At 72.0% G+C, this 20,491-nt stretch carries 16 protein-coding genes; 5 read left to right on the forward strand and 11 right to left on the reverse strand.

The genetic code is table 11. The annotated features are described in order from the left end of the window. Positions 1-14: 14 nt before the first annotated feature. The 3 genes from ABEA34_RS11210 to ABEA34_RS11220 are packed head-to-tail and all read right to left on the reverse strand — an operon-like array spanning position 15 to position 4,298. A complete protein-coding gene (locus ABEA34_RS11210) occupies positions 15-938 on the reverse strand; it encodes a hydroxymethylglutaryl-CoA lyase (protein ID WP_345521342.1) in 924 nt (307 codons plus the stop codon). Next, a complete protein-coding gene (locus ABEA34_RS11215; RefSeq protein ID WP_345521343.1) occupies positions 931-2,784 on the reverse strand; it encodes an acetyl/propionyl/methylcrotonyl-CoA carboxylase subunit alpha in 1,854 nt (617 codons plus the stop codon). Before ABEA34_RS11215 ends, ABEA34_RS11210 begins: the two co-directional genes overlap by 8 nt. After that, complete coding sequence (locus ABEA34_RS11220) at positions 2,784-4,298, reverse strand: carboxyl transferase domain-containing protein (RefSeq protein WP_345522777.1); 1,515 nt, start codon at positions 4,296-4,298, stop codon at positions 2,784-2,786. Before ABEA34_RS11220 ends, ABEA34_RS11215 begins: the two co-directional genes overlap by 1 nt. Positions 4,299-4,384: 86 nt before the next feature. Here ABEA34_RS11220 and trxA point away from each other — a divergent pair, with 86 nt between their 5' ends. Both trxA and ABEA34_RS11230 read left to right on the forward strand, forming a co-directional pair. Continuing rightward, positions 4,385-4,786: a thioredoxin gene (gene trxA / locus ABEA34_RS11225; RefSeq protein WP_345521344.1), complete on the forward strand. Its 402-nt coding sequence runs from the start codon at positions 4,385-4,387 to the stop codon at positions 4,784-4,786. A gap of 20 nt (positions 4,787-4,806) precedes the next feature. Further along, a complete protein-coding gene (locus ABEA34_RS11230) occupies positions 4,807-5,370 on the forward strand; it encodes an SACE_7040 family transcriptional regulator (protein WP_345521345.1) in 564 nt (187 codons plus the stop codon). Here the strand turns inward: ABEA34_RS11230 and ABEA34_RS11235 are convergent. From ABEA34_RS11235 to ABEA34_RS11245, 3 genes are all read right to left on the reverse strand, one after another. Beyond that, a complete protein-coding gene (locus ABEA34_RS11235; RefSeq protein WP_345521346.1) occupies positions 5,358-7,097 on the reverse strand; it encodes an IPT/TIG domain-containing protein in 1,740 nt (579 codons plus the stop codon). The two genes, ABEA34_RS11230 and ABEA34_RS11235, sit on opposite strands and share 13 nt — an antisense overlap. Positions 7,098-7,163: 66 nt before the next feature. Next, on the reverse strand, positions 7,164-7,841 hold the full coding sequence (locus tag ABEA34_RS11240) for an SWIM zinc finger family protein (protein WP_345521347.1): 678 nt from the start codon (positions 7,839-7,841) through the stop codon (positions 7,164-7,166). After that, positions 7,841-10,531: a DEAD/DEAH box helicase gene (locus ABEA34_RS11245; RefSeq protein WP_345521348.1), complete on the reverse strand. Its 2,691-nt coding sequence runs from the start codon at positions 10,529-10,531 to the stop codon at positions 7,841-7,843. The genes ABEA34_RS11240 and ABEA34_RS11245 overlap by 1 nt, the downstream gene beginning before the upstream one ends. A gap of 61 nt (positions 10,532-10,592) precedes the next feature. On the opposite strand from ABEA34_RS11245, the gene ABEA34_RS11250 reads away from it, so the two are divergent. Beyond that, complete coding sequence (locus ABEA34_RS11250) at positions 10,593-11,081, forward strand: glutathione peroxidase (RefSeq protein WP_345521349.1); 489 nt, start codon at positions 10,593-10,595, stop codon at positions 11,079-11,081. Between the two features lie 91 nt (positions 11,082-11,172). Next, positions 11,173-12,657, forward strand: coding sequence for a DHA2 family efflux MFS transporter permease subunit (locus ABEA34_RS11255; RefSeq protein WP_345521350.1), 1,485 nt, complete (start codon positions 11,173-11,175; stop codon positions 12,655-12,657). On the opposite strand, the gene ABEA34_RS11260 is transcribed toward ABEA34_RS11255, so the two are convergent. From ABEA34_RS11260 to ABEA34_RS11270, 3 genes are read right to left on the reverse strand one after another with little or no spacing between them, the layout of a single operon-like run. Further along, on the reverse strand, positions 12,658-13,698 hold the full coding sequence (locus ABEA34_RS11260; RefSeq protein ID WP_345521351.1) for an NAD(P)H-dependent amine dehydrogenase family protein: 1,041 nt from the start codon (positions 13,696-13,698) through the stop codon (positions 12,658-12,660). A gap of 52 nt (positions 13,699-13,750) precedes the next feature. Then, positions 13,751-14,893, reverse strand: a complete 1,143-nt coding sequence (locus ABEA34_RS11265; protein WP_345521352.1) for a CDP-glycerol glycerophosphotransferase family protein — start codon at positions 14,891-14,893, stop codon at positions 13,751-13,753. A gap of 43 nt (positions 14,894-14,936) precedes the next feature. Then, a complete protein-coding gene (locus tag ABEA34_RS11270; protein WP_345521353.1) occupies positions 14,937-17,033 on the reverse strand; it encodes a RecQ family ATP-dependent DNA helicase in 2,097 nt (698 codons plus the stop codon). Between the two features lie 206 nt (positions 17,034-17,239). Between ABEA34_RS11270 and ABEA34_RS11275 the strand changes: the two genes are divergently transcribed. Beyond that, positions 17,240-17,770 carry a hypothetical protein gene (locus tag ABEA34_RS11275; protein WP_345521354.1) on the forward strand — a complete coding sequence of 177 codons (531 nt, stop codon included), beginning with the start codon at positions 17,240-17,242 and terminating at the stop codon, positions 17,768-17,770. Here the strand turns inward: ABEA34_RS11275 and ABEA34_RS11280 are convergent. Beyond that, positions 17,748-18,464 (reverse strand): 2-phosphosulfolactate phosphatase, encoded by a 717-nt coding sequence (locus ABEA34_RS11280; protein ID WP_345521355.1) that lies wholly within the window; start codon positions 18,462-18,464, stop codon positions 17,748-17,750. The two genes, ABEA34_RS11275 and ABEA34_RS11280, sit on opposite strands and share 23 nt — an antisense overlap. After that, a complete protein-coding gene (locus ABEA34_RS11285) occupies positions 18,461-20,425 on the reverse strand; it encodes a M13 family metallopeptidase (protein WP_345521356.1) in 1,965 nt (654 codons plus the stop codon). The genes ABEA34_RS11280 and ABEA34_RS11285 overlap by 4 nt, the downstream gene beginning before the upstream one ends. Positions 20,426-20,491: the final 66 nt, after the last annotated feature.

Below are 20,491 nucleotides of genomic sequence, written 5' to 3' on the forward strand. Positions count from 1 at the left end.
GGATTCTGCCGTAGTCAGGAGAGGGCGCGTACGACGGCCGACGGGCTCGGCCGGCCCAGGTGCCCCGCCATCCAGACGCTGGTGTCGACGACCTGCTGGAGGTCGACCCCGGTCTCGATGCCGAGGCCGCGCAGCATCCACACCAGGTCCTCGGTCGCGAGGTTGCCCGTGGCGCTCTTCGCGTAGGGGCAGCCGCCCAGGCCGCCGGCGCTCGCGTCGTACGTCGTGATGCCGGTGTGCAGCGCGGCGTACGTGTTGGCGAGGGCCTGGCCGTAGGTGTCGTGGAAGTGCATCGCCAGCTGGTCGGTCGCCATGCCCGCGGCCCCGAACGCCTGCACCAGCGCGGTCACGTGGCCGGCGGTGCCGACGCCGATCGTGTCGCCGAGGCTGAGCTGGCTGGCGCCGAGGTCGAAGAGCCGCTTGCCGACGGCGACGACCTGGTCCACCGGCACCCCGCCCTCCCAGGGGTCGCCGAAGCACATGGAGACGTAGGCGCGGACGTCGAGCCCGGCGTCACGGGCGCGGCGCACGGTCGGCTCGAACATCGCGAACTGCTCGTCCAGGCTGCGGTTGAGGTTCTTCTGCGCGAAGGTCTCGGTCGCCGAGCCGAAGATCGCGATGTGCCTCGCCCCCAGCTCCAGCGCCCGGTCGAGGCCGCGCTCGTTGGGGACGAGCACCGGGCAGTCGCGTCCGGCCGGCCCGAGCAGCTCCATCAGCTCGGCGGCATCGGCGAGCTGGGGGACCCACTTCGGGTGCACGAAGCTGGTCGCCTCGACGATCGGCAGACCGGCCGCGAGGAGACGGCGCACGAACTCGGCCTTGACGTCGGTCGGGACCAGCGCCGACTCGTTCTGCAGCCCGTCGCGGGGGCCGACCTCGTAGATCGTCACGCGGTCGGGGAGTCCGTCGGCGCGGACGACGGTGGGGAGCTCACTCATCGGGCTGCACCTCCAGGAGGGTGGCGCCGAGCGCGACCTGCGCGCCGGTGGCCGCGGCGAGCCCGGAGACGGTGCCGTCGAAGGGCGCCTTGAGCGACAGCTCCATCTTCATCGCCTCGAGCACGACGAGCACCTGTCCGGTCTCGACGCGGTCGCCGTCGGCGACGCGGACGTCGAGCACGGTGCCGGGCATCGGGGCGGTGATCGCGCCGTCACCGACGTCGACCGCGCGGTCCCCGAACACGTCGGGCCGCTCGAAGGCGAACCGCTGACCGCGGAAGGACACCTCGGCGACGTGGGGCTGGACGTTGACGACCGCGCGGTGGCGGGCGCCGTCGACGGCGAGGGTGAGGGTGTGGTGGGCGGCCTCGACCTGACGGACGGGAGTGCCGTCGACGGTGCCGAGGGCCCGGTCGACGACGACCGGCCGGTCGAGCTCGACGATGGTCGGCGCGGGGTCGCTGCCGGCACGCCAGCCGTCGGACTGGAAGGGGTGGCCGCTGTCGGTGACCGCCGTGAGCATCGCGCTGACCCAGGCCACGAAGACCCGGGGCAGCTCGTCGTCGGGCTTCTCGACCACGGCCGTGTCGAGCCAGGCCGTGTCGATCATGGCGTCGCGGAACTCGTCGCTCGCGGCCAGCGCCCGCAGGAAGCCGACGTTGGTGGTGAGCCCGAGGATCGCGGTGTCGTCGAGCGCGGCGACGAGCGCCTGGCGGGCCTCCTCGCGGGTCGCGCCGTGCACGATGACCTTGCCGAGCATCGGGTCGTACGACGTGCTCACGACCTGCTCCGGCTGGAGCGCGTGGTCGACCCGGGCCGTCTCGGACCACCGCACGATGCTGGTGGTCCCGGCCTGGGGCAGGAAGCCGCCGAACGAGTCCTCGGCGTACACCCGGGCCTCGATCGCGTGCCCGGTCACGGTGACGTCGGCCTGGGTGATCGGGAGCGGCTCGCCGTCGGCGACGCGGAGCTGCAGCTCGACCAGGTCGAGCCCGGTGATGGCCTCGGTGACGGGGTGCTCCACCTGGAGGCGGGTGTTCATCTCCAGGAAGTAGGCCTCGCCGGTGTCGGCGTCGAGGAGGAACTCGACGGTGCCTGCGTTCTCGTAGCCCACGTGCTTGCTCAGCGCGACGGCGCTGCTCGTGACGAGCTCGCGGACCTCGGGGGTGATCGTGGGCGCGGGCGCCTCCTCCAGCACCTTCTGGTGACGGCGCTGGGTGGAGCAGTCGCGCTCGAAGAGGTGGATCACGTTGCCGTGCGCGTCGGCCATCACCTGGACCTCGATGTGGCGGCCGTGCTCGACGTACTTCTCGACGAGCATGGTGTCGTCGCCGAAGGACGACAGCGCCTCGCGCTTGGCGGCGGCCACGGCCTCGTCGTACTCCTCCGCGGAGCGCACGACCCGCATGCCCTTGCCGCCGCCGCCGGCGGCGGCCTTGACCAGGACCGGGTAGCCCGCGTCCTCCCCGCGCGGCACGACGGGGACGCCCGCCGCGATGGCGATCTCGCGGGCGGCGTCCTTGCGGCCCATCCGGTCCATCACATCGGCGGACGGGCCGACCAGCTTGAGGCCCGCGGCCTCGACGGCCCGGGCGAACGCCGCGCGCTCGGAGAGGAAGCCGTAGCCGGGGTGGATGGCGTCGGCGCCGGCCGCCTGTGCCGCGGCGACCACGGCGTCGACGTCGAGGTAGCTCGTGACGCGGACGGCGTCGTCGGCCGCGCGCACGTGGAGCGCGTCGGCGTCGAGGTCGGTGAAGAGCGCGATGGTGCGGATGCCCATGGCGCTCGCCGTGCGCATGACGCGGAGCGCGATCTCGCCGCGGTTGGCGATCAGCAGGGTCTGCATCACATCCTCCAGACGCCGTAGGACGGCGTGGGGATCGGGGCGTTGGCGGCGGCTGCGAGGCCCATGCCGAGGACGCGTCGGGTGTCGGCGGGGTCGATCACGCCGTCGTCCCAGAGGCGGGCGGTGGAGTAGTACGGCGAGCCCTGGGTCTCGTACTGGTCGCGGATCGGGGCCTTGAGCTCCTCATCGTCCGGGCGGCCGGCGACGGTCGCGAGGACGGACGCGGCCTGCTCGCCGCCCATCACGGAGATCCGCGCATTGGGCCACATCCACAGGAACCTGGGGTCGTACGCGCGGCCGCACATGCCGTAGTTGCCGGCGCCGAACGAGCCGCCGATGACGACGGTGAACTTCGGGACGACGCTGCAGGCGACAGCGGTGACGAGCTTGGCGCCGTCGCGGGCGATGCCCTTGTTCTCGTACTCCCTGCCGACCATGAAGCCGGAGATGTTCTGCAGGAAGACCAGGGGGATGCCGCGCTGGTTGCACAGCTCGATGAAGTGCGCGCCCTTGAGCGCCGACTCGCTGAAGAGGATGCCGTTGTTGGCGACGATCCCGACGGGGTGGCCCCAGATGTGCGCGAAGCCGGTCACCAGCGTCTCGGCGTACAGCTTCTTGAACTCGTGGAAGCGGCTGCCGTCGACGATCCGGCGGATCACCTCGCGGACGTCGTACGGCGTGCGGGTGTCGGCGGGCACCACGTCGTACAGCGTGGCGGGGTCCTCGTGCGGCTCCTCGACGGGCGCGATCTCGTACGTCGCTCCCGCGGGCCGGCGCTCGAGGGTCCCGACGATGCTGCGCACGATCGCCAGGGCGTGCGCGTCGTCCTCGGCGAGGTGGTCCACGACGCCGGAGGTGCGGGCGTGCACGTCGCCGCCGCCGAGCTCCTCGGCCGTGACGATCTCGCCGGTCGCGGCCTTCACCAGCGGCGGTCCGCCGAGGAAGATCGTGCCCTGGTTGCGCACGATGACGGTCTCGTCGGACATCGCGGGGACGTAGGCGCCGCCGGCGGTGCAGGAGCCCATCACGCTGGCGATCTGCGGGATGCCGGCCGCCGAGAGGTTGGCCTGGTTGAAGAAGATCCGGCCGAAGTGCTCGCGGTCGGGGAAGACCTCGTCCTGCATCGGCAGGAACGCACCGCCGGAGTCGACGAGGTAGATGCAGGGCAGCTTGTTGTCGGCCGCGACGGTCTGGGCCCGCAGGTGCTTCTTGACCGTCATCGGGTAGTAGGTGCCGCCCTTGACGGTCGCGTCGTTGGCGACGACGACGACCTCGCGGCCGCTGACCCGGCCGATGCCGGTGACGATGCCGGCGCTGGGCACGGCGTCGCCGTACATGCCGGTCGCGGCCAGGGGACTCAGCTCCAGGAACGGGCTGCCGGGGTCGAGCAGCCGGTCCACCCGGTCGCGGACCAGCAGCTTGCCGCGGTCGGTGTGCTTGGTCCGGGCCGCGTCGCTGCCGCCGGTGCGGGCGACGGACAGCCGCTCGCGCAGGTCGTCGACCAGCTCCTTCATGTGACTCACCCCGCCAGGTTAGCGATCATTAACCTAAGGGTCCACCAACCCGGAACAAATCCACCGCCCGCTCCGGTTGAACGGATATGGCGACCACAGTCCTGACCTCCGACACCTTCGAGCAGACCGTCGTCGACGGCGGCATCGTCCTCGTCGACTTCTGGGCGTCCTGGTGCGGCCCGTGCCGTCAGTTCGCCCCGGTCTTCGAGGCCGCGGCCGAGCGGCACGACGACGTCGTCTTCGGCAAGGTCGACACCGAGGCCGAGCAGTCGCTGGCCGCCGCGGCGCAGATCACCTCGATCCCGACGCTGATGGCGTTCCGCGACGGCATCCTGGTCTTCAGCCAGCCGGGCGCGCTGCCCGCACCCGCTCTCGAGCAGGTCATCACCGCGGTCAAGGGTCTCGACATGGACGACGTACGCCGTCAGATCGCCGAGCAGGATGCTGACGGCAAGCAGAACGACGAGACCGGGACCACTCAGGGTTAACAGGCCCTAACCTGGGCGGCATGAGCCGGCGCGACCAGATCCTCGCCACGGCGGCGGAGCTCTTCGCCTCCCGGGGCTACCACGGGGTCTCCGTGGCCGACCTGGGTGCCGCCTGCGGGATCTCCGGGCCGGCGCTCTACAAGCACTTCCCCTCCAAGCAGGCGATGCTCGCCGAGATGCTGGTCTCGATCAGCGAGGAGCTGCTGCGCGAGGGCCGGCGGCGGGTCGCCGAGACGCCCGAGCCCGACGCGGCGCTGGCCGCCCTCGTCGACTGGCACGTCGACTTCGCGCTGCGGCACCGGCCGCTCATCGTCGTCCAGGACCGCGACTGGGAGTCGCTGCCCGTCGACGCCCGCGAGCAGGTGCGCGCCCTGCAGCGCGAGTACGTCGACCTCTGGGCGGCCGAGCTGCAGCTGCTCCACCCGAGGCTCGAGCTGGCGACCGCCCGGTCGATGGCGCACGCGGCGTTCGGGCTGATCAACTCCACCCCGCACAGCAGCCTGCTGCCGGACTCCGAGATGCGAGCACTGCTGAGCCGGATGGGTCTCGCGGCCCTCGGCGTACCGCTGAATCAGCCCACGTAGACCCAGGCCGCGGCGGAGAAGGCGGCGAGAGCGACGCCGCCGCGGTTCGAGAGGCCGCCGAGGGCCTCGTGCGGTGAGTACGTCCGCCACGACCGACCGGCCCAGACCGTCTGCGCACCGTCGAACCGGACGCAGTAGTCGCTGGCGCAGGAGACGGTCGACGGCTGCGCGTCGACGTCCCGGTTGAAGCCGTACCGGCGCAGGAGCGTCCACCTGCCGTCGGCGTACGTCCACTGCAGGGAGTCGTACTGCGACTCCTGGTCGATGTCGCTGCCCTGCTGGTGGTAGACGTACGCCCCCACCGCCACGCACGTGCCGTTGTCGGCGCAAACCACCCGACGGATGGTGACACGCGGGTTCTGTGCCGCGTCCGCGGGCAGGGTCGCTCTGCTCACCGTCCAGGCACCCCCGGCGGACCGGACCCACAGCGCGCCCTCGGCGTCACCGGCCGCATCCTCGTACTGCCCGACGGCCACGCACGTGCCGGTCGCCGCGCACGTGGTCGCGCTGATGTAGCCGGTGCCCGACGCCGCTCCCGGCGGCAACGGGATGCTGGTGGCCGTCCACGAGCCGCCCGCGAGGGTCCACACGGCGCTCGCCAACCCGGAGCCCCGCGTGAGGTCGAAGGTGGCGAGACAGACGGCCGGGCCGCACGCGGCACCGATGTGGTCCGTCGGCGCGTAGGACAAGCCTGCGGGCGCAGGTGCCTCGCTCACCATCCAGGCAGCACCGGTCCGCGCCCACAGGGCCCGGCGCGAGGACAGTCCCGGGTCGGCCAGGTAGACACCGCCCGCCGCGCAGGTGGCGCCGCCACAGGCGACGTCCACGACCGAGCCGAGGTCGACGCGCACCGCGTTGCTGGGCAGCGGGGCGATCGCGACCGACCAGACGCCATGGTCCGACGTCCAGAAGGCAGGACGGAGGTTGCCACCCAGCTCATAGGCTCCGCGCGCGGCACAGACCGACCCGGCGCAGCTGACGTCCGTGACGTGCGCGCCCGTACCGGCGTCGGCGTCTGCCGGCACCGGCGGAGCGGTGGCGGTCCACCCGCCCGGGGTCAACGCCCACAGGAGAGCGGCATCCTCGTCGCGTCCGTCGCGGTGGGCCTGATAGACGGCGTACGCCGCGCAGACCCCGGCGGCGCCGCACGAGATCCGGAGCGGGACGGGATGAGGATTGGTGGCGGCGCCGTCGGGCACCGGGGCCCGAGTCCCGGACCAGTGGACCCCGCTCAGCGTCCAGAGCACCGCGGCATCGTTCCCGGACCGCTGCCGATAGGTCCCGGTCGCCACGCAATGGCGGTCCGCCCAGCAGGCGGACTGACTGATCCGGGGTGCGAAGGCCGCGTCGGACGGCCTGGGGAGCGCGGTCCGCACCCAGTCCGCGTAGCGGAACCGGTCGGCGCGCACCGCCTTCGACGTCCCGTGCCTCGTCACGACCCTGACGTGCACGACACCCACCGCGTGGGCCGGCGCCGTGACTGTGAGGGAACCTGCCGAGCGGACGACCACCCGCGTGCCGCGGGCGTTGCCGAAGAGCACCCGGACGACCTGGGTCAGGTGCTTGCCCCTGATCGTGACCCGCGTGCCGCCGGCGGTCGGCCCCGACGCGACCGACAACCGGGTCACCGACGGCCTCGAGACGGCCGACGCCGGGTGCGGTGCGGCCACCACGGACATGGTGACGCCGAGCAGGAGGGCGAGGAGCAGACGGATCTTCGGGTACATGGGTCACCTCGTTCGACATCCAGGGGCGTCCACGAGTCGCACCGCGTCGGAGCGTGCCACCGACCGTCAGCCAGCGGCATCGCCCGTCTCGGGTATCTCCTCACCCAGGAGACGCGCGGCGTACAGCGCGGCCTCGACGGCCAGGTCCAGGTCGGCGTCGACCTCCACGTCCAGGCCGTCGATCACGACGGTGCGGGCGTGCAGGCGCGCGAGCAGCTCGTCGCGGGGCAGCCCACGCAGCTGGAAGAGCACGAACGGGTCGGCGTCGACGAGCCACGCCAGCTGGTAGAGCACCGCCAGCGCGTGCGTGCAGGGGTCGGTCCAGTGGTCGCAGCCGCAGGTCGAGCCGAGCTCGTAGCCGCTCGGCAGCAGCTCCGCGCCCGACTCGTCGGCCTGCTCCACCAGGTCGTGGGGCAGCTCGCCGGACACCAGCGCCGCGACCCGGCCGGCCGCCGCGGCGACCGTCTCGACCAGGGCGTCGACGGCCGCGGCGTCGAAGACGGGCAGGCTGCCCTCGACCGTCCAGAGGCCCCGCGCGTCCTCGACCGACGCGACGTACCGTCCCGGCTCGGTGGCGACCTGACCGACCTGGCCGCCCCGCGCCAGCACGCGGGCGGCGCGCAGGTCGGCCTCGGCGTACGACGCCTCCTCGACCGCGCGCACCCAGGCCTTGCCCCACCACGTCGTCGCCCGGGCGGCCCCGCGCCGCGGCGCGACGCGGGGGTGCAGGACCACCACCGCCATCAGTCGTCCATCGCGTCCGGGCGCAGGGAGACCAGGTCGCGGAGCTCGTCGTTGCTGAGCTCGGTGAGAGCGGCCTCGCCCCGTCCCAGCACCGCGTCGGCGAGCGCCCGCTTGCGGCCGAGCATCTCGGCGATCTTCTCCTCGATCGTCCCGCGGGTGATCATCCGGTGCACCTGCACCGGCCGGGTCTGGCCGATCCGGTAGGCGCGGTCGGTCGCCTGCTCCTCGACGGCGGGGTTCCACCAGCGGTCGACGTGGAGCACGTGGTCGGCGCGGGTCAGGTTGAGCCCGGTCCCGCCGGCCTTCAGCGACAGCAGGAACACCGGCGACTCCCCCGCCTGGAAGCGCCGCACCATCGCCTCCCGCTCCCGCACGGGCGTGCCGCCGTGCAGGAACTGGTGCGGGACGCCCGCGCGGTCCAGGTGCGCCTCGAGCAGGCGGCCCATCGCGACGTACTGCGTGAAGACCAGCGCCGCGCCGTCCTCGGCGAGCACCGTGCCGAGCAGCTCGTCGAGGAGGTCGATCTTCTGCGACCGCCCGGACAGGCGTACGGCGGACTGCTTGAGGAACTGGGCCGGGTGGTTGCAGATCTGCTTCAGCCCGGTGAGCAGCTTGAGCACCAGCCCGCGGCGGGTGTCTTCGTCGGCGCGCTCGATCCGCTCCATGATGTCCCGGACGAACGACTCGTAGAGCACCACCTGCTCGCGGGTCAGCCCGATCCGGTGGTCGGTCTCGGTCTTGGCCGGCAGCTCGGGCGCGATGCCGGGGTCGGACTTGCGCCGACGCAGCAGGAACGGGCCGATCAGCTCCGCGAACTGCGCCGCCTTGGTCGGCTCCTTGCCCGACTCGATCGGCGCGGCCCACGCCTTGCGGAAAGCGTTGCGGCTGCCGAGCAGCCCCGGGATCGCCCAGTCGAGGATCGCCCAGAGCTCGGTCAGGTTGTTCTCGACCGGCGTGCCGGTGAGCGCGACCCGAGCCGTGCTCGGGATGGTGCGCAGCGCGCGGGCCGTCGACGTACGCGGGTTCTTGACGTGCTGCGCCTCGTCCGCGACGACCAGGTCCCACCCGACGGACGCGAGCCGCTCGGCGTCACGCTGCATCGTGCCGTACGTCGTGAGCACGAACCCGTCGCCGGCACCGGCGAGGTCCCTCGCGCTCCCGTGGAAGCGGACGACGGGCACGCCGGGGGCGAAGCGGTGCACCTCGTCCTCCCAGTTGCCCAGCAGGCTCGCGGGGCAGACGACCAGCGTCGGCCCGGTCGCCCCGCGCTCGTGGCGGTGCAGGTGCAGCGCGATCAGCGTGATCGTCTTGCCGAGCCCCATGTCGTCGGCCAGGCACGCGCCGAGACCGAGCGAGGTCAGCTCGGCCAGCCAGGTCAGTCCGTGCCGCTGGTAGTCGCGCAGCGTCGCGGTCAGCCCGGCCGGCGCCTCGACCGGCTCGCGGGTCGACGCGGTCAGCAGCTGCTCGCGCACCTTCAGCAGGCTGGCGCCGACGACGACCTGCTCGGGCGCGCCGTCGGTGCCGACCTGCACGACGCCGGTGAGCGCGGCCGCCACGGCCTCGGCCGGCTTCACCGTGCGCAGCAGCCGCTTGCGGGCCTTGCGGACGATCGCCGGGTCGACGACGGTCCAGTTGCCGCGCAGCCGCATCAGCGGGGTGGCCGACGACGCGAGCTGGTCCATCTCGGCGTCGCTCAGCGGGTCGCCGTGCAGCGCCACCTGCCACTTGAACGCGAAGAGCGCCTCGGTCCCGAGCAGCGGCTCGTTGAGCGGCTCCTCCCGCGGCGCGGCCGGAGCGGCGCGGTCGAGCGTCGCGGTCGCGCTCAGGTCGCGCCCCAGGCTGCGCGGCCACAGCACGTCGATGCCGCGCTCGCGGAGCGTGCCGACCCCCTCGTCGAGGAGGCTGACCAGCTCGTCGGTGTCGAGCACGATCTGGTCGGGCACCCGCAGCTCCAGCAGCCGGTCCAGCACCGGCCACGCGTCGGCGGCGGCCCGCAGCGCGATGGTCGCGTGGGTGCGCGCCCGCCCGCCGAACCCGTGCTCGTCGGCGTCGTGGGTCCACAGCGTCGCCAGGTCGCAGAGGTGCAGCGGGTTCTGCTCGTCGTGCACCTGCGGCACGAGGCGTACGGCGCCGGCAACCAGCTCCTCCTCGTCCGCCTCGACCCGGATCGAGAGCCGCACCAGCTGCGGCAGGTCGGTCGGGTCGACCCGGCGGTGCTGGGCGAGCCGGGACTGCAGGCGCTCCTCGAACGTCGGTCCCCGCGGCGCGGCCGGCCGCCGCTCCGGCGTCTCCACCGGGGGCTGCCGCGGCATGGCGTCGGCGATGGCGTCGATGAGGTCGCGCACCAGCCGCTCGTCGTCCCGCTGCGAGCGGGCGAGCATCTCGATCCGGTCCTCGTCGTCCTCGTCGAGCCCGCTGATCCGCCAGCTCGGCGTACCGGTGCCGGCGGCGGACACGCTGGGCGCGAACTTGCCCGCCGCCACGAACCGCATCCCCAGCAGCGCCGCCCCCGACAGCAGCCCCACGCTCGGGTGCAGGTCCTCCCGGTTGCGGGCCTTCGTCAGGACCGGCAGCGCGGCCCGGATCGGCAGCGCGACTGTACGGCGCGCGTCGGTGAACTCCACGACCCCTTCCCGCGGCGGATCGGCGGCCCGGAAGGTCGCCGGACCGGAGAGCGGGACGAAGGACACGTGGAGACGCTAGCCCGAGACACCGACACGGTTGTTTCGCCGAGGTTCTACGCTTGTAGTCATGACGATCCTCGACGCCCCGATCGCCCGGCTCGACGGCACCGCCGCGACGCTCGGCGAGCTCACCGGCGGCAAGCCGGCCCTGCTGGTCAACGTCGCGAGCAAGTGCGGCCTGACCCCGCAGTACACCGGCCTCGAGCAGCTCCAGGAGACGTACGCCGAGCGCGGCTTCACCGTCGTCGGGCTGCCGTGCAACCAGTTCCTGGGCCAGGAGCCCGGGTCCGCCGAGGAGATCCAGGAGTTCTGCTCCGCGACGTACGGCGTGACCTTCCCGATGACCGAGAAGATCGAGGTCAACGGCGACGACCGCCACGAGATCTACCAGGCGCTCGTCGAGACCCCGAACGAGAACGGCGAGGCCGGCGACGTGACCTGGAACTTCGAGAAGTTCCTCGTCGACGGCTCCGGCGCCGTGGTCGCCCGCTTCAGTCCCGGCGTCGTGCCCGAGGACCCGCAGGTCGTCAGCGCGATCGAGGCCCAGCTCGCCTGATCCTCGTTGCACTCATGCGGTGACGAAGCCCACTGATCCAGGAGACACAAGTCGCGTGACCGCTGTCGGTGACGCCACCTAGCCTCGACGGGTGAGCACCGAGACCCCCACCCAGTCGTCCCCGGCCTCCGACAAGCTCGACCGCGGCGTCCTCGTGATCGCCGGCGTGGTCGTCCTCGGCGCGATCATGTCGATCCTCGACATCACGGTCGTCTCGGTCGCCCTGCAGACCTTCCAGCAGGAGTTCGACGCCACGTCCGCCCAGGTCGCCTGGACGATGACCGGCTACACGCTGGCGCTCGCCAGCGTGATCCCGCTGACCGGGTGGGCCGCCGACCGCTTCGGCACCAAGCGGCTCTACCTGATCGCGGTCGGGCTCTTCACGGCAGGATCGGTCCTCTGCGCCTCGGCCTCGTCGCTCGAGATGCTGGTGACCTTCCGCGTCATCCAGGGCCTGGGCGGCGGCATGCTGATGCCGCTCGGCATGACGATCCTGACCCGCGCGGCCGGCCCGGAGCGCGTCGGCCGCGTGATGGCCGTGCTCGGCATCCCGATGCTCCTCGGCCCGATCTTCGGCCCGATCATCGGCGGCGCCCTGATCGACTCCGCGTCCTGGCACTGGATCTTCCTGATCAACCTGCCCATCGGCATCGCCGCGTTCGTCTATGCCTTCGTCGTGCTCCCGAAGGACGACGTCGAGCCGTCCGAGACCTTCGACTGGCTCGGCATGGTGCTGCTGTCGCCGGGACTCGCCGCGTTCCTGTACGGCGTCTCGTCGATCCCGGAGGCCAAGCAGGAGCACGGCACCGTCTGGACCGCGCAGGTGGTCGCACCCGCCGTGATCGGCGTGCTGCTCATCGCCGCGTTCGTCCCGTGGGCCCTCAACCGCAAGAACCTCCACCCGCTGGTGGACCTGCGCCTGTTCAGCAACCGCACGATGACCGTCGCGGTGCTCGCGATGTCGCTCTTCGCGATCGCCTTCTTCGGCGCGAGCCTGCTCTTCCCGCTCTACTTCCAGTCGGTCCGGGGCGAGGACGCCCTGCACGCCGGCGTGCTGCTCGCCCCGCAGGGCATCGGCGCGATGATCACCATGCCGATCGCCGGGATCCTGGCCGACCGGATCGGCCCCGGCAAGATCGTGCTGGCGGGGATCACCGTGATCACGGTCGGCATGGCGATGTTCACGCAGGTCGAGGCCGACACCTCCTACACCTACCTGCTGTCGGCGCTCTTCATCATGGGCCTCGGCATGGGCGGCACCATGATGCCGATCATGTCGGCGGCGCTGGCCACCCTCAAGGAGCACGCGATCGCCCGCGGCTCGACCCTGATGAACATCGCCCAGCAGGTCTCCGCCTCGATGGGCACCGCCCTCTTCTCGGTGCTGCTCACCAACGGCACCATCGACCTGGACCCGACCGACCCCGCGACCTACGTCCCCGGTCTCGCCGACGCGTTCGCCACGGTCTTCGTGGTCGCGACGATCCTGGTCGCCTGCGTGCTCATCCCCGCCTCCTTCCTGCCGCGCAAGAAGATCGATCACGCCGTGGACCCGACGGTGCTCGTCGGGCACTGATCAGAGCGCGATCCGGCCGGTCACCGGAGGCAGGTCCGCGAGCGTGACGATGCCGGGCGGCGCGGCGACGACGTACGGCACGGCGTTGGTGACCGGCATCGCGGTGTAGATCATCCCGAGGTCCATGAACCCCTCGGTCCAGCCCTTCGGCGGCAGGCAGTGCAGGACGGTGCGCATGTTGGGCACCCCGAAGACCTGGATCACGTGCCCGTGCTGGAGCGGCTTCGGCGGGGTGACGTGCTCGCCCATGGTCCAGTTGAAGCCGACGCTGACGACGTTGCGATCGCCGACCCAGCCCCGGTGGTAGCCCATCACGCCGCCGACGGTGCCGGCCGGGATGGTCATGAAGCCCAGGTCGCTGTCGCCGGTGGCCGCGGTGAACTCGACGTCGAAGCTCATCCGGTCGAGCGTCACCCCGAGCGCGTCGGCCATCATCGCCGCGGACTCGGCGAAGACCTCGCTCTCCCGGCGCACGCTCTCGGCGAGACCGGGCGTCGCGGGGTCGAGCGAGAAGCCCATCGCCGTCTGGGTCTCCGCGCTCTCGTACGTCGAGCAGTCGACCGACTCGGTGATCCGGATCTCGTCGACCTGCTCGCAGGAGCCGCTGAGCACCATCCCGACCATGTTGGTCATGCCCGGGTGCGCGCCGCTGCCGAAGATCGAGGCGTGGCCGCTCTCGCAGGCCTTCTCGATCCGCTCGCGGTCCTCCGGGGTCTGCTTGCCGCCGGTGATCCAGGCGGCCGACGTACAGACGTTCACGCCCGACTCGAGCAGCGCGCACAGCTCGTCGACGCTCGGCCACAGCGGGTTGTAGCAGCACGCGTCGGCGCCGAGCGCGAGCAGCGCCGCGACGTCGTTGGTGGCCACGATCCCGGTCGGCTCCGCCTGCCCGCACAGCTCGGCGGCGTCCTTGCCCACCTTGTCGGCCCCGTGGGCGTAGACGCCGACCAGCTCCATGTCCGGGCGGCCGATGATGGCGTGCAGCGAGCGCCGGCCGATGTTGCCGGTCGTCCACTGGATCACGCGCAGAGGTCTGTCCATGGCCGCACACTAGAACGTGTTCTAGTGTGCGGTCCAGCCTCACGGCCGATCGCTACGCCGTGATGGCCTCGCCGCGGCCGGGGCCGCCGTTGACCAGCCGGTCGCGGAGAGCGACGAGCGCCGACACCGACTCCAGGAAGCGGGTCGTGCTGTCCCCGACCTGCAGGTCGTCGAAGTAGTGGTGCCGCATGGCGACCCGCGCGAGGTGGTGCTCGTCGTACTCGAGGCGCGCGGCGACCAGCTCGGTCAGCTCGGCCACGTCGACCTCGTCGAGCACGTCCGCGCAGCGGCTGACCGGCACCTCCTGGCGCAGGCGCTCGGCGTCGTGGTGGCGGTCGGTGATGAAGATCGGCTTCTCGGTGCGCAGGTAGAGCCAGTCCAGGCCGACCGAGGAGACGTCGGTGACGATCGCGTCGCACTCGGGCATCACGGCGAGGATGTCGCCGGCCGTGACCGCGACGTGGCCGGCCTCGGGGTGGCGCCGGGCGGCCGCCGCCACCAGGGCGAGGATCGCGGTGTGCGCGTCGCGGATCGCGTCGACCGTGCTGGTGGTGACCTTCGGGTGCGGCTTGTAGACCAGCCGCACGTCGGGCACGTCCAGCACCGCCCGGACGATGTCGGCGCCGAGGGTGTCGACCGAGGTGTAGTCGTTGTACTCGGCGTCGCCCTCCCAGGTCGGGGCGTAGAGGACGGTACGGCGCGTGCTGGGCTCCAGCAGCGACGGCGGACGCAGGTCGAGCTGGGGCCGGCCGATCCGCACCAAGCGGGAGGTGTCGAACTCCAGCAGCCCGGCCTCGTGCCGCTGCACCGCGGCCTCGCCGGCTACGAACACCCGGTCGTAGGCCTTGGCGTTGTTGCTCGCCATGCTCTGCTTGTCGCTCTCGCCGTGGTTGATGTGGACGTGCAGCTTGCGCCCGTCCAGGAGCGAGTGGAAGTTGAGCATCGAGTTGTTGCAGTAGAGGACGACCTTCGCGTCCGACTCCGCGTAGACCTGGGTCAGCTCGGCGAAGCCCGCGGCCAGCGTGATCGGCAGCCGGGTCCGGGTGCCGAGCAGCTCGGCGGTCTCCTCGTCACGTGCCACGATCGCGACCGGATGCTGGTGGTCGAGCTGCTCCAGCACGGGCAGCCACTGGATGAGCTGGTAGCTGCGCGTGGTGTCGTCTGCGAAGTAGGCGAGGACGTGGGCGTGGATCACTGGCGAACTCTAGATCTCGGGTGTTTCATTCGTGCAAACGGGGCTACGACGTCGTGGCCAGCACGAGTGGGCGCACCTCGGCGGCACCCGCCGACCGGATCGCCCGGGCGGCCAAGGTGAGGGTCCAGCCGGTGCCGACCCGGTCGTCCACGAGCAGGATCCGGGCACCCTGCGGCACGTCCGCCTGGAGGTCGAAGCGGCGCCCGACCGCGGCGATCCGCTGCGCGGAGTTGGCGGCGCCCTGGCCCGGCGCGACGTCGGGGTCGACGATCGCGTAGCGCCCCACGACGGGGACCTTCAGGTAGCGCGACAGGCCGTCGGCGAGATCGGCCGTGAGCGTCGGGTGGGTCGCGGACTCGACGACGACGATGCCGTCCACCGGCGGGCGCCAGTCGGTGAGCACCTCCACGACGGCGCGGACCAACGGGACCGGCACCGGACCGTCCGGGGTGCCCGGGGCGAAGAGCTCCCGCAGCGCGTTGCCGTAGCCGAGGTCGGTCAGCCGGGCCACGCCCCGGCCCTCCTGCGCCGCCTCGGCGATCTTGCCGCGCAGGTCGACGCCGAGGTTGGCCAGCGCCGTCGGCCACATCTTGCGCGGCTCGACCACCACGCCGGGCCGCGACAGCCGGGCCTCGGCCTCCTCGATCGCGGCCGTCGAGACCTCCGCCGCGAGCGTCAGCCCGCCGCAGTTGTCGCAGCGACCGCAGTCGACGGCTCCCGGGTCGTCGAGCTGCTCCCGCAGGAAGCGCATCCGGCAGGTGTCCGTGGCGATGTAGTCGAGCATCGCGCGCTGCTCGCGCTCGCGGGCCTCGGTCACCCGCCGGTAGCGGTCCTCGTCGTAGGACCACGCCTGCCCGGTGGACTCCCAGCCGCCGCGGACCCGGCGTACGGCGCCGTCGACGTCGAGCACCTTGAGCATCGTCTCGAGCCGGTTGCGGTTGAGCTCGACGTACGTCTCCAGGGTGGCGGTGCTCATCGTCCCGCCCTGCTCGGCGAGGACCTCGAGCGTGCGCCGGACCTGCTCCTCGCGCGGGAAGGCCAGCGAGGCGAAGTAGGCCCAGATGTCTCGGTCCTCGATCGCCGGCAGCAGCACGACGGTGGCCTCGGCCGTGCCACGACCGGCACGGCCGACCTGCTGGTAGTAGGCGACCGGGGACGGCGGGGCGCCGAGGTTGACCACGAAGCCGAGGGTCGCGTCGAAGCCCATGCCGAGCGCGCTGGTGGCGATCAGCGCCTTGACCCGCCCGTGCACCAGGTCCTGCTCGAGCGCGTGCCGCTCGGTGGGCTCGGTCTGGCCGGAGTAGGCCGCGACCTGGTGGCCGCGCGAGCGCAGGTAGTCGGCCACCTCCTGGGTGGCGGCCACGGTCAGGCAGTAGACGATGCCGGAGCCGGGCTGCTCGGCCAGGTGGTCGGCCAGCCAGGCCAGCCGCTGCTGCGGGGTCGTGAGGCGGACGACGCCCAGCCGCAGCGACTCCCGGTCGAGGGTGCCGCGGAGCACCAGGACGTCGCCGAGCGTCCCGGCGCTGCCGAGCTGCTCGGCCACGTCGTCGGTGACCCGGGTGTTGGCGGTCGCCGTCGTCGCCAGCACCGGGATGCCCTCGGGCAGGTCCTGGAGCAGCGTGCGGATCCGCCGGTAGTCGGGCCGGAAGTCGTGGCCCCAGTCGGAGATGCAGTGCGCCTCGTCGACGACCAGCAGCCCGCAGGTCGCGGCGAGCCGCGGCAGCACCTCGTCGCGGAAGCCCGGGTTGTTGAGCCGCTCCGGGCTGACCAGCAGCACGTCGACCTCGCCCGCGAGGATGGCGTCCTGGATCGGCTGCCAGTCCTCCATGTTGGTGGAGTTGATCGTCACCGCTCGGATGCCGGCACGCTCGGCGGCGGCGATCTGGTTGCGCATCAGCGCCAGCAGCGGCGAGACGATGACCGTCGGGCCCGCACCCTGGTCGCGCAGCAGCAGGGTGGCCACGAAGTAGACCGCCGACTTGCCCCAGCCGGTCCGCTGGACGACGAGCGCGCGCCGCCGGTCGACCGCCAGCGCCTCGATCGCGGACCACTGGTCCTCGCGCAGCCGGGCGTCGTCGCTGCCGACCAGGGCGCGCAGGTGGGCCTCGGCGCTGGCCCGTACGTCGGTCGTGGTGGTCATGGGTGCCTGTCTACCAGCGGGGTCCGACGCCGATGTATCTGGCCGGGACCGGGCGGCTCCTCAACGTCGCCAGCGCGCGACACGGGGCGCATTGCTGGTGGATCACAGGTCGGGCGTCCCCAGGGCACGTTCTGCAGAGCCCTGGGGCGCCCGACTCCCCGTCGGTCGGCTCATCTCGGGGCCGCCGGACGTCAGGAGGATCAGCCATGAACACATCACTCCCCATCGCCGCCGCAGGACTTCTCGCGGTCACCCTCGCCGGCAGCACCCTGGTCGGGACCGCCAACGCCGACGACGGCGGCAAGGGCAGCGCTCCGAAGGTGCCGGCCGCCCGCGCCCAGGTCGCGGCATGCACCGGCGGCCCGACGATCGCGATGATGTCGCGCGCGATGGACTTCCAGTCCGTCCCCGCCGGCACCACGGCAGAGGTCGAGGGCTCCCAGTGGAACGTCAAGGGACCGAAGAAGGGCAAGGACACCGTGCTCGTCACGCTCAGCGCGATGGCGTCGAGCGGCGGTGCCGGCGAGCTCACGAGCGTCACGTTCTACCGCGACGGCGTGGGCACCTCGGAGGGCACCAAGTACTTCACCTACAACAACATCCTCGACCAGGCGACCGTGCAGTTCTGCACGAGGATCCCGAAGGGCCAGCACACCCTCGCCCTGCGGGTGACCGACGGCGGCGGCGGAGCCACCACGCTCTACTACCCGACGATCACCTACCAGCGGTTCGGCTGACGACGAACGCGTCCGCGACCAGCACCGGTACGACGTCGCTGTCGTCGAGCTCTGCGGCGACGGCGACGTCCTCGGGGAAGCCGGCGGTCACCAGCTCCTCGCCGCTCGCGCAGGCATGGAGCTCGTCGTACAGCCGCGGCTCGACGGCGCGGAACGCCTGCTCGGCGACCTGCGCCTCCGGGCTGAGCCCGTCCACGCCGAGGTCCACCAGGGACGCGAGGACGGCGCCGGCCCCCCACAGGTCCTCGACTGCGGGCCGCAGCGTGCCGTCCGGCCACCGCTCGCCCGCGGCGACGACGGCCACGTCACCGCCCCGCTCGTGCAGCCATCGGGCGACCGCCGACGCGTTGCGCAGCGCCGCGCCGACCACGGTGACACCCGTCTCGGCGAGGCCGAGGCTGATAGCCGACCCGTTGGGCGAGGGCAGCACCAGCCGCTCGACCCCGACCGCGGCCCGCACCGACGCCGGCGACAGGCTCACCCCGTCGCGCAGCGACCGGCCGCGGGCGAGCACGGCGTCCCGCTCGGCGGCGTACGCCTCGGCCCGGTCGTCCTTCCAGCGGAAGGGGTAGACCGTGATGCCGCGCTCGACGGCCACGCTCAGGGTGGTCGTGAAGGACAGGACGTCCACGACGACCGTCGTCGGAGCCGCGATCGCCGCCGCCCCGGTCGGTCCCCACTCGAACCGGATCACCAGATGCGGACGCGGTCCTCGGGGTCGAGCCACAGGCCGTCGCCGGGCGCCGTCTCGAACACCTCGTGGAACTCGTCGAGGTTGCGCACGATGTTGGCGCGGAACTCCGGCGGGCTGTGCGGGTCGATGGTGAGGTACTGCTGCTCCTGCTCCTTGCGACGCTTGGTCCGCCAGCAGTAGGCCCAGTTCATGAAGAGCTGCTGCCGGTCCTCGGCCGCGGCCGAGCCGCCCCGGGCGATGAGGTACGCCGTGTGCCCGATCGTCAGGCCGCCGAGGTCGCCGATGTTCTCGCCGACGGTGAGGGCGCCGTTGACGTGCTCGCCGGGCAGGGCGCGCGGCTCGAACGCGTCGTACTGGTCGATGAGCTTCCTCGACTTCACCTCGAAGGCGGCCTTGTCGTCCGGGGTCCACCAGTCGTTGAGGTTGCCGTCGCCGTCGTACTGCGCACCCTGGTCGTCGAAGCCGTGGCCGATCTCGTGGCCGATGACCGCGCCGATGCCGCCGTAGTTCTCGGCCTCCGCGGCGTCCGGCGAGAAGAACGGCGCCTGCAGGATGCCGGCGGGGAAGCAGATCTCGTTGGTGCCCGGGTTGTAGTAGGCGTTGACGGTCTGCGGCAGCATGAACCACTCGTCGCGGTCGACCGGCGCGCCGATCTTGGCGAGCTCACGGTCGGTCTCGAAGGCCGAGGCGGCCGCGACGTTGCCGAGCAGGTCGTCGCGCGAGACCTGGAGCGCGGAGTAGTCGCGGAACTTCTCCGGGTAGCCGATCTTGGGGCGGAACTTGTCGAGCTTGTCGTACGCCCGCTGCTTGGTCTCCTCGGTCATCCAGTCGAGGGCCTCGATGGAGACGCGGTAGGCCGCCAGCAGGTTGGCGACCAGGTCGTCCATCATCGCCTTGGACCGCGGCGGGAAGTGGCGCTCGACGTACACCTTGCCGACGGCCTCGCCCATCGCGCCCTCGACGAAGGCGACGCCGCGCTTCCAGCGCGCCCGCAGCTCGGGCGTGCCGTTGAGGGTGCGCCCGTAGAAGTCGAAGTTGGTCTCGACGAAGTCGTCGGTGAGGTACGCCGCCGACGCGCGCAGCACGTGGGAGAGCAGCCACTCGCGCCACTCGTCGACCGGCACCTCGTCGAGGACTGACGAGAGGTGGGAGAAGTACGACGGCTGCCGCACGCAGACCTCGGCCAGCGTCTCGTCGCTGCCACCGAGGTTGGTGACGTAGGCGTCCCAGTCGAAGCTGGGGCACAGCTCGACGAGCTCCGCCTTGGTCATCAGGTTGTAGGTCTTCTGGACGTCGCGGGTCTCCGCGCGCTCCCAGTGGCCGGCGGCGATCCGGGTGTCGATCGCCAGCACGGTCGCCGCCGCCCGGTCGGGGTCGGCGTGGTCCGCGAGGGAGAAGAGGCGGGTCAGGTACGCGACGTACTTCTCCCGGATCTCGGCGAACTTCTCGTCGCGGTAGTAGGACTCGTCGGGGAGGCCCAGGCCGCCCTGGCCGAGGTTGAAGAGGTAGCGGTCGGAGTCCTTGCTGTCGGTCGCGACGTAGGAGCCGAAGAGCCCGTGCCCGCCGATCCGCTCGAACTCGCCGAGGAAGGCGGCCAGGTCGCGGACGTCGCGCAGGCCGGCGACCGCGGCGATGAGCGGCCGCGCCGGCTCGATCCCCTTGGCGTTGATGGTCTCGGTGTCCATGAAGGCGTGGAAGACGTCGCCGATCTTGCGGGCGTCCTCGTCGATGTCGGCACTGCCCTCGGCCGATCCCTCGGCGACGACGCGGGCGAGGTCCTCGATGATCGTGTGGACCTGGTCCTCGGCGATGTCCGCGAGCTGGACGAACGGTCCCCAGCTCGAGCGGTCGGAGGGGATCTCGACCTCCTCGAGCCAGCGCCCGTTGACGTGGCCGAACAGGTCGTCCTGCGGACGGATGGTGACGTCCATGCCCTCGCGGGCGTCCTCGAGAATGCTCACCTGCCAACCCTAGACGCACCGGGGGCACGAAGCGGAATAGGCCGAACGGGCTTCGTCGTTGCCGGC

Source organism: Nocardioides conyzicola (genome assembly GCF_039543825.1).
In the GTDB taxonomy this organism is placed as follows: domain Bacteria; phylum Actinomycetota; class Actinomycetes; order Propionibacteriales; family Nocardioidaceae; genus Nocardioides; species Nocardioides conyzicola.

Bases quoted from the DNA above. Each gene is read 5' to 3' on its own strand.
- ABEA34_RS11210 (WP_345521342.1), bottom strand. From the start codon at position 938: ATGAGTGAGCTCCCCACCGTCGTCCGCGCCGACGGACTCCCCGACCGC.
- ABEA34_RS11215 (WP_345521343.1), bottom strand. From the start codon at position 2,784: ATGCAGACCCTGCTGATCGCCAACCGCGGCGAGATCGCGCTCCGCGTC.
- ABEA34_RS11220 (WP_345522777.1), bottom strand. From the start codon at position 4,298: ATGAAGGAGCTGGTCGACGACCTGCGCGAGCGGCTGTCCGTCGCCCGC.
- trxA (WP_345521344.1), top strand. From the start codon at position 4,385: ATGGCGACCACAGTCCTGACCTCCGACACCTTCGAGCAGACCGTCGTC.
- ABEA34_RS11230 (WP_345521345.1), top strand. From the start codon at position 4,807: ATGAGCCGGCGCGACCAGATCCTCGCCACGGCGGCGGAGCTCTTCGCC.
- ABEA34_RS11235 (WP_345521346.1), bottom strand. From the start codon at position 7,097: ATGTACCCGAAGATCCGTCTGCTCCTCGCCCTCCTGCTCGGCGTCACC.
- ABEA34_RS11240 (WP_345521347.1), bottom strand. From the start codon at position 7,841: ATGGCGGTGGTGGTCCTGCACCCCCGCGTCGCGCCGCGGCGCGGGGCC.
- ABEA34_RS11250 (WP_345521349.1), top strand. From the start codon at position 10,593: ATGACGATCCTCGACGCCCCGATCGCCCGGCTCGACGGCACCGCCGCG.
- ABEA34_RS11260 (WP_345521351.1), bottom strand. From the start codon at position 13,698: ATGGACAGACCTCTGCGCGTGATCCAGTGGACGACCGGCAACATCGGC.
- ABEA34_RS11270 (WP_345521353.1), bottom strand. From the start codon at position 17,033: ATGACCACCACGACCGACGTACGGGCCAGCGCCGAGGCCCACCTGCGC.
- ABEA34_RS11275 (WP_345521354.1), top strand. From the start codon at position 17,240: ATGAACACATCACTCCCCATCGCCGCCGCAGGACTTCTCGCGGTCACC.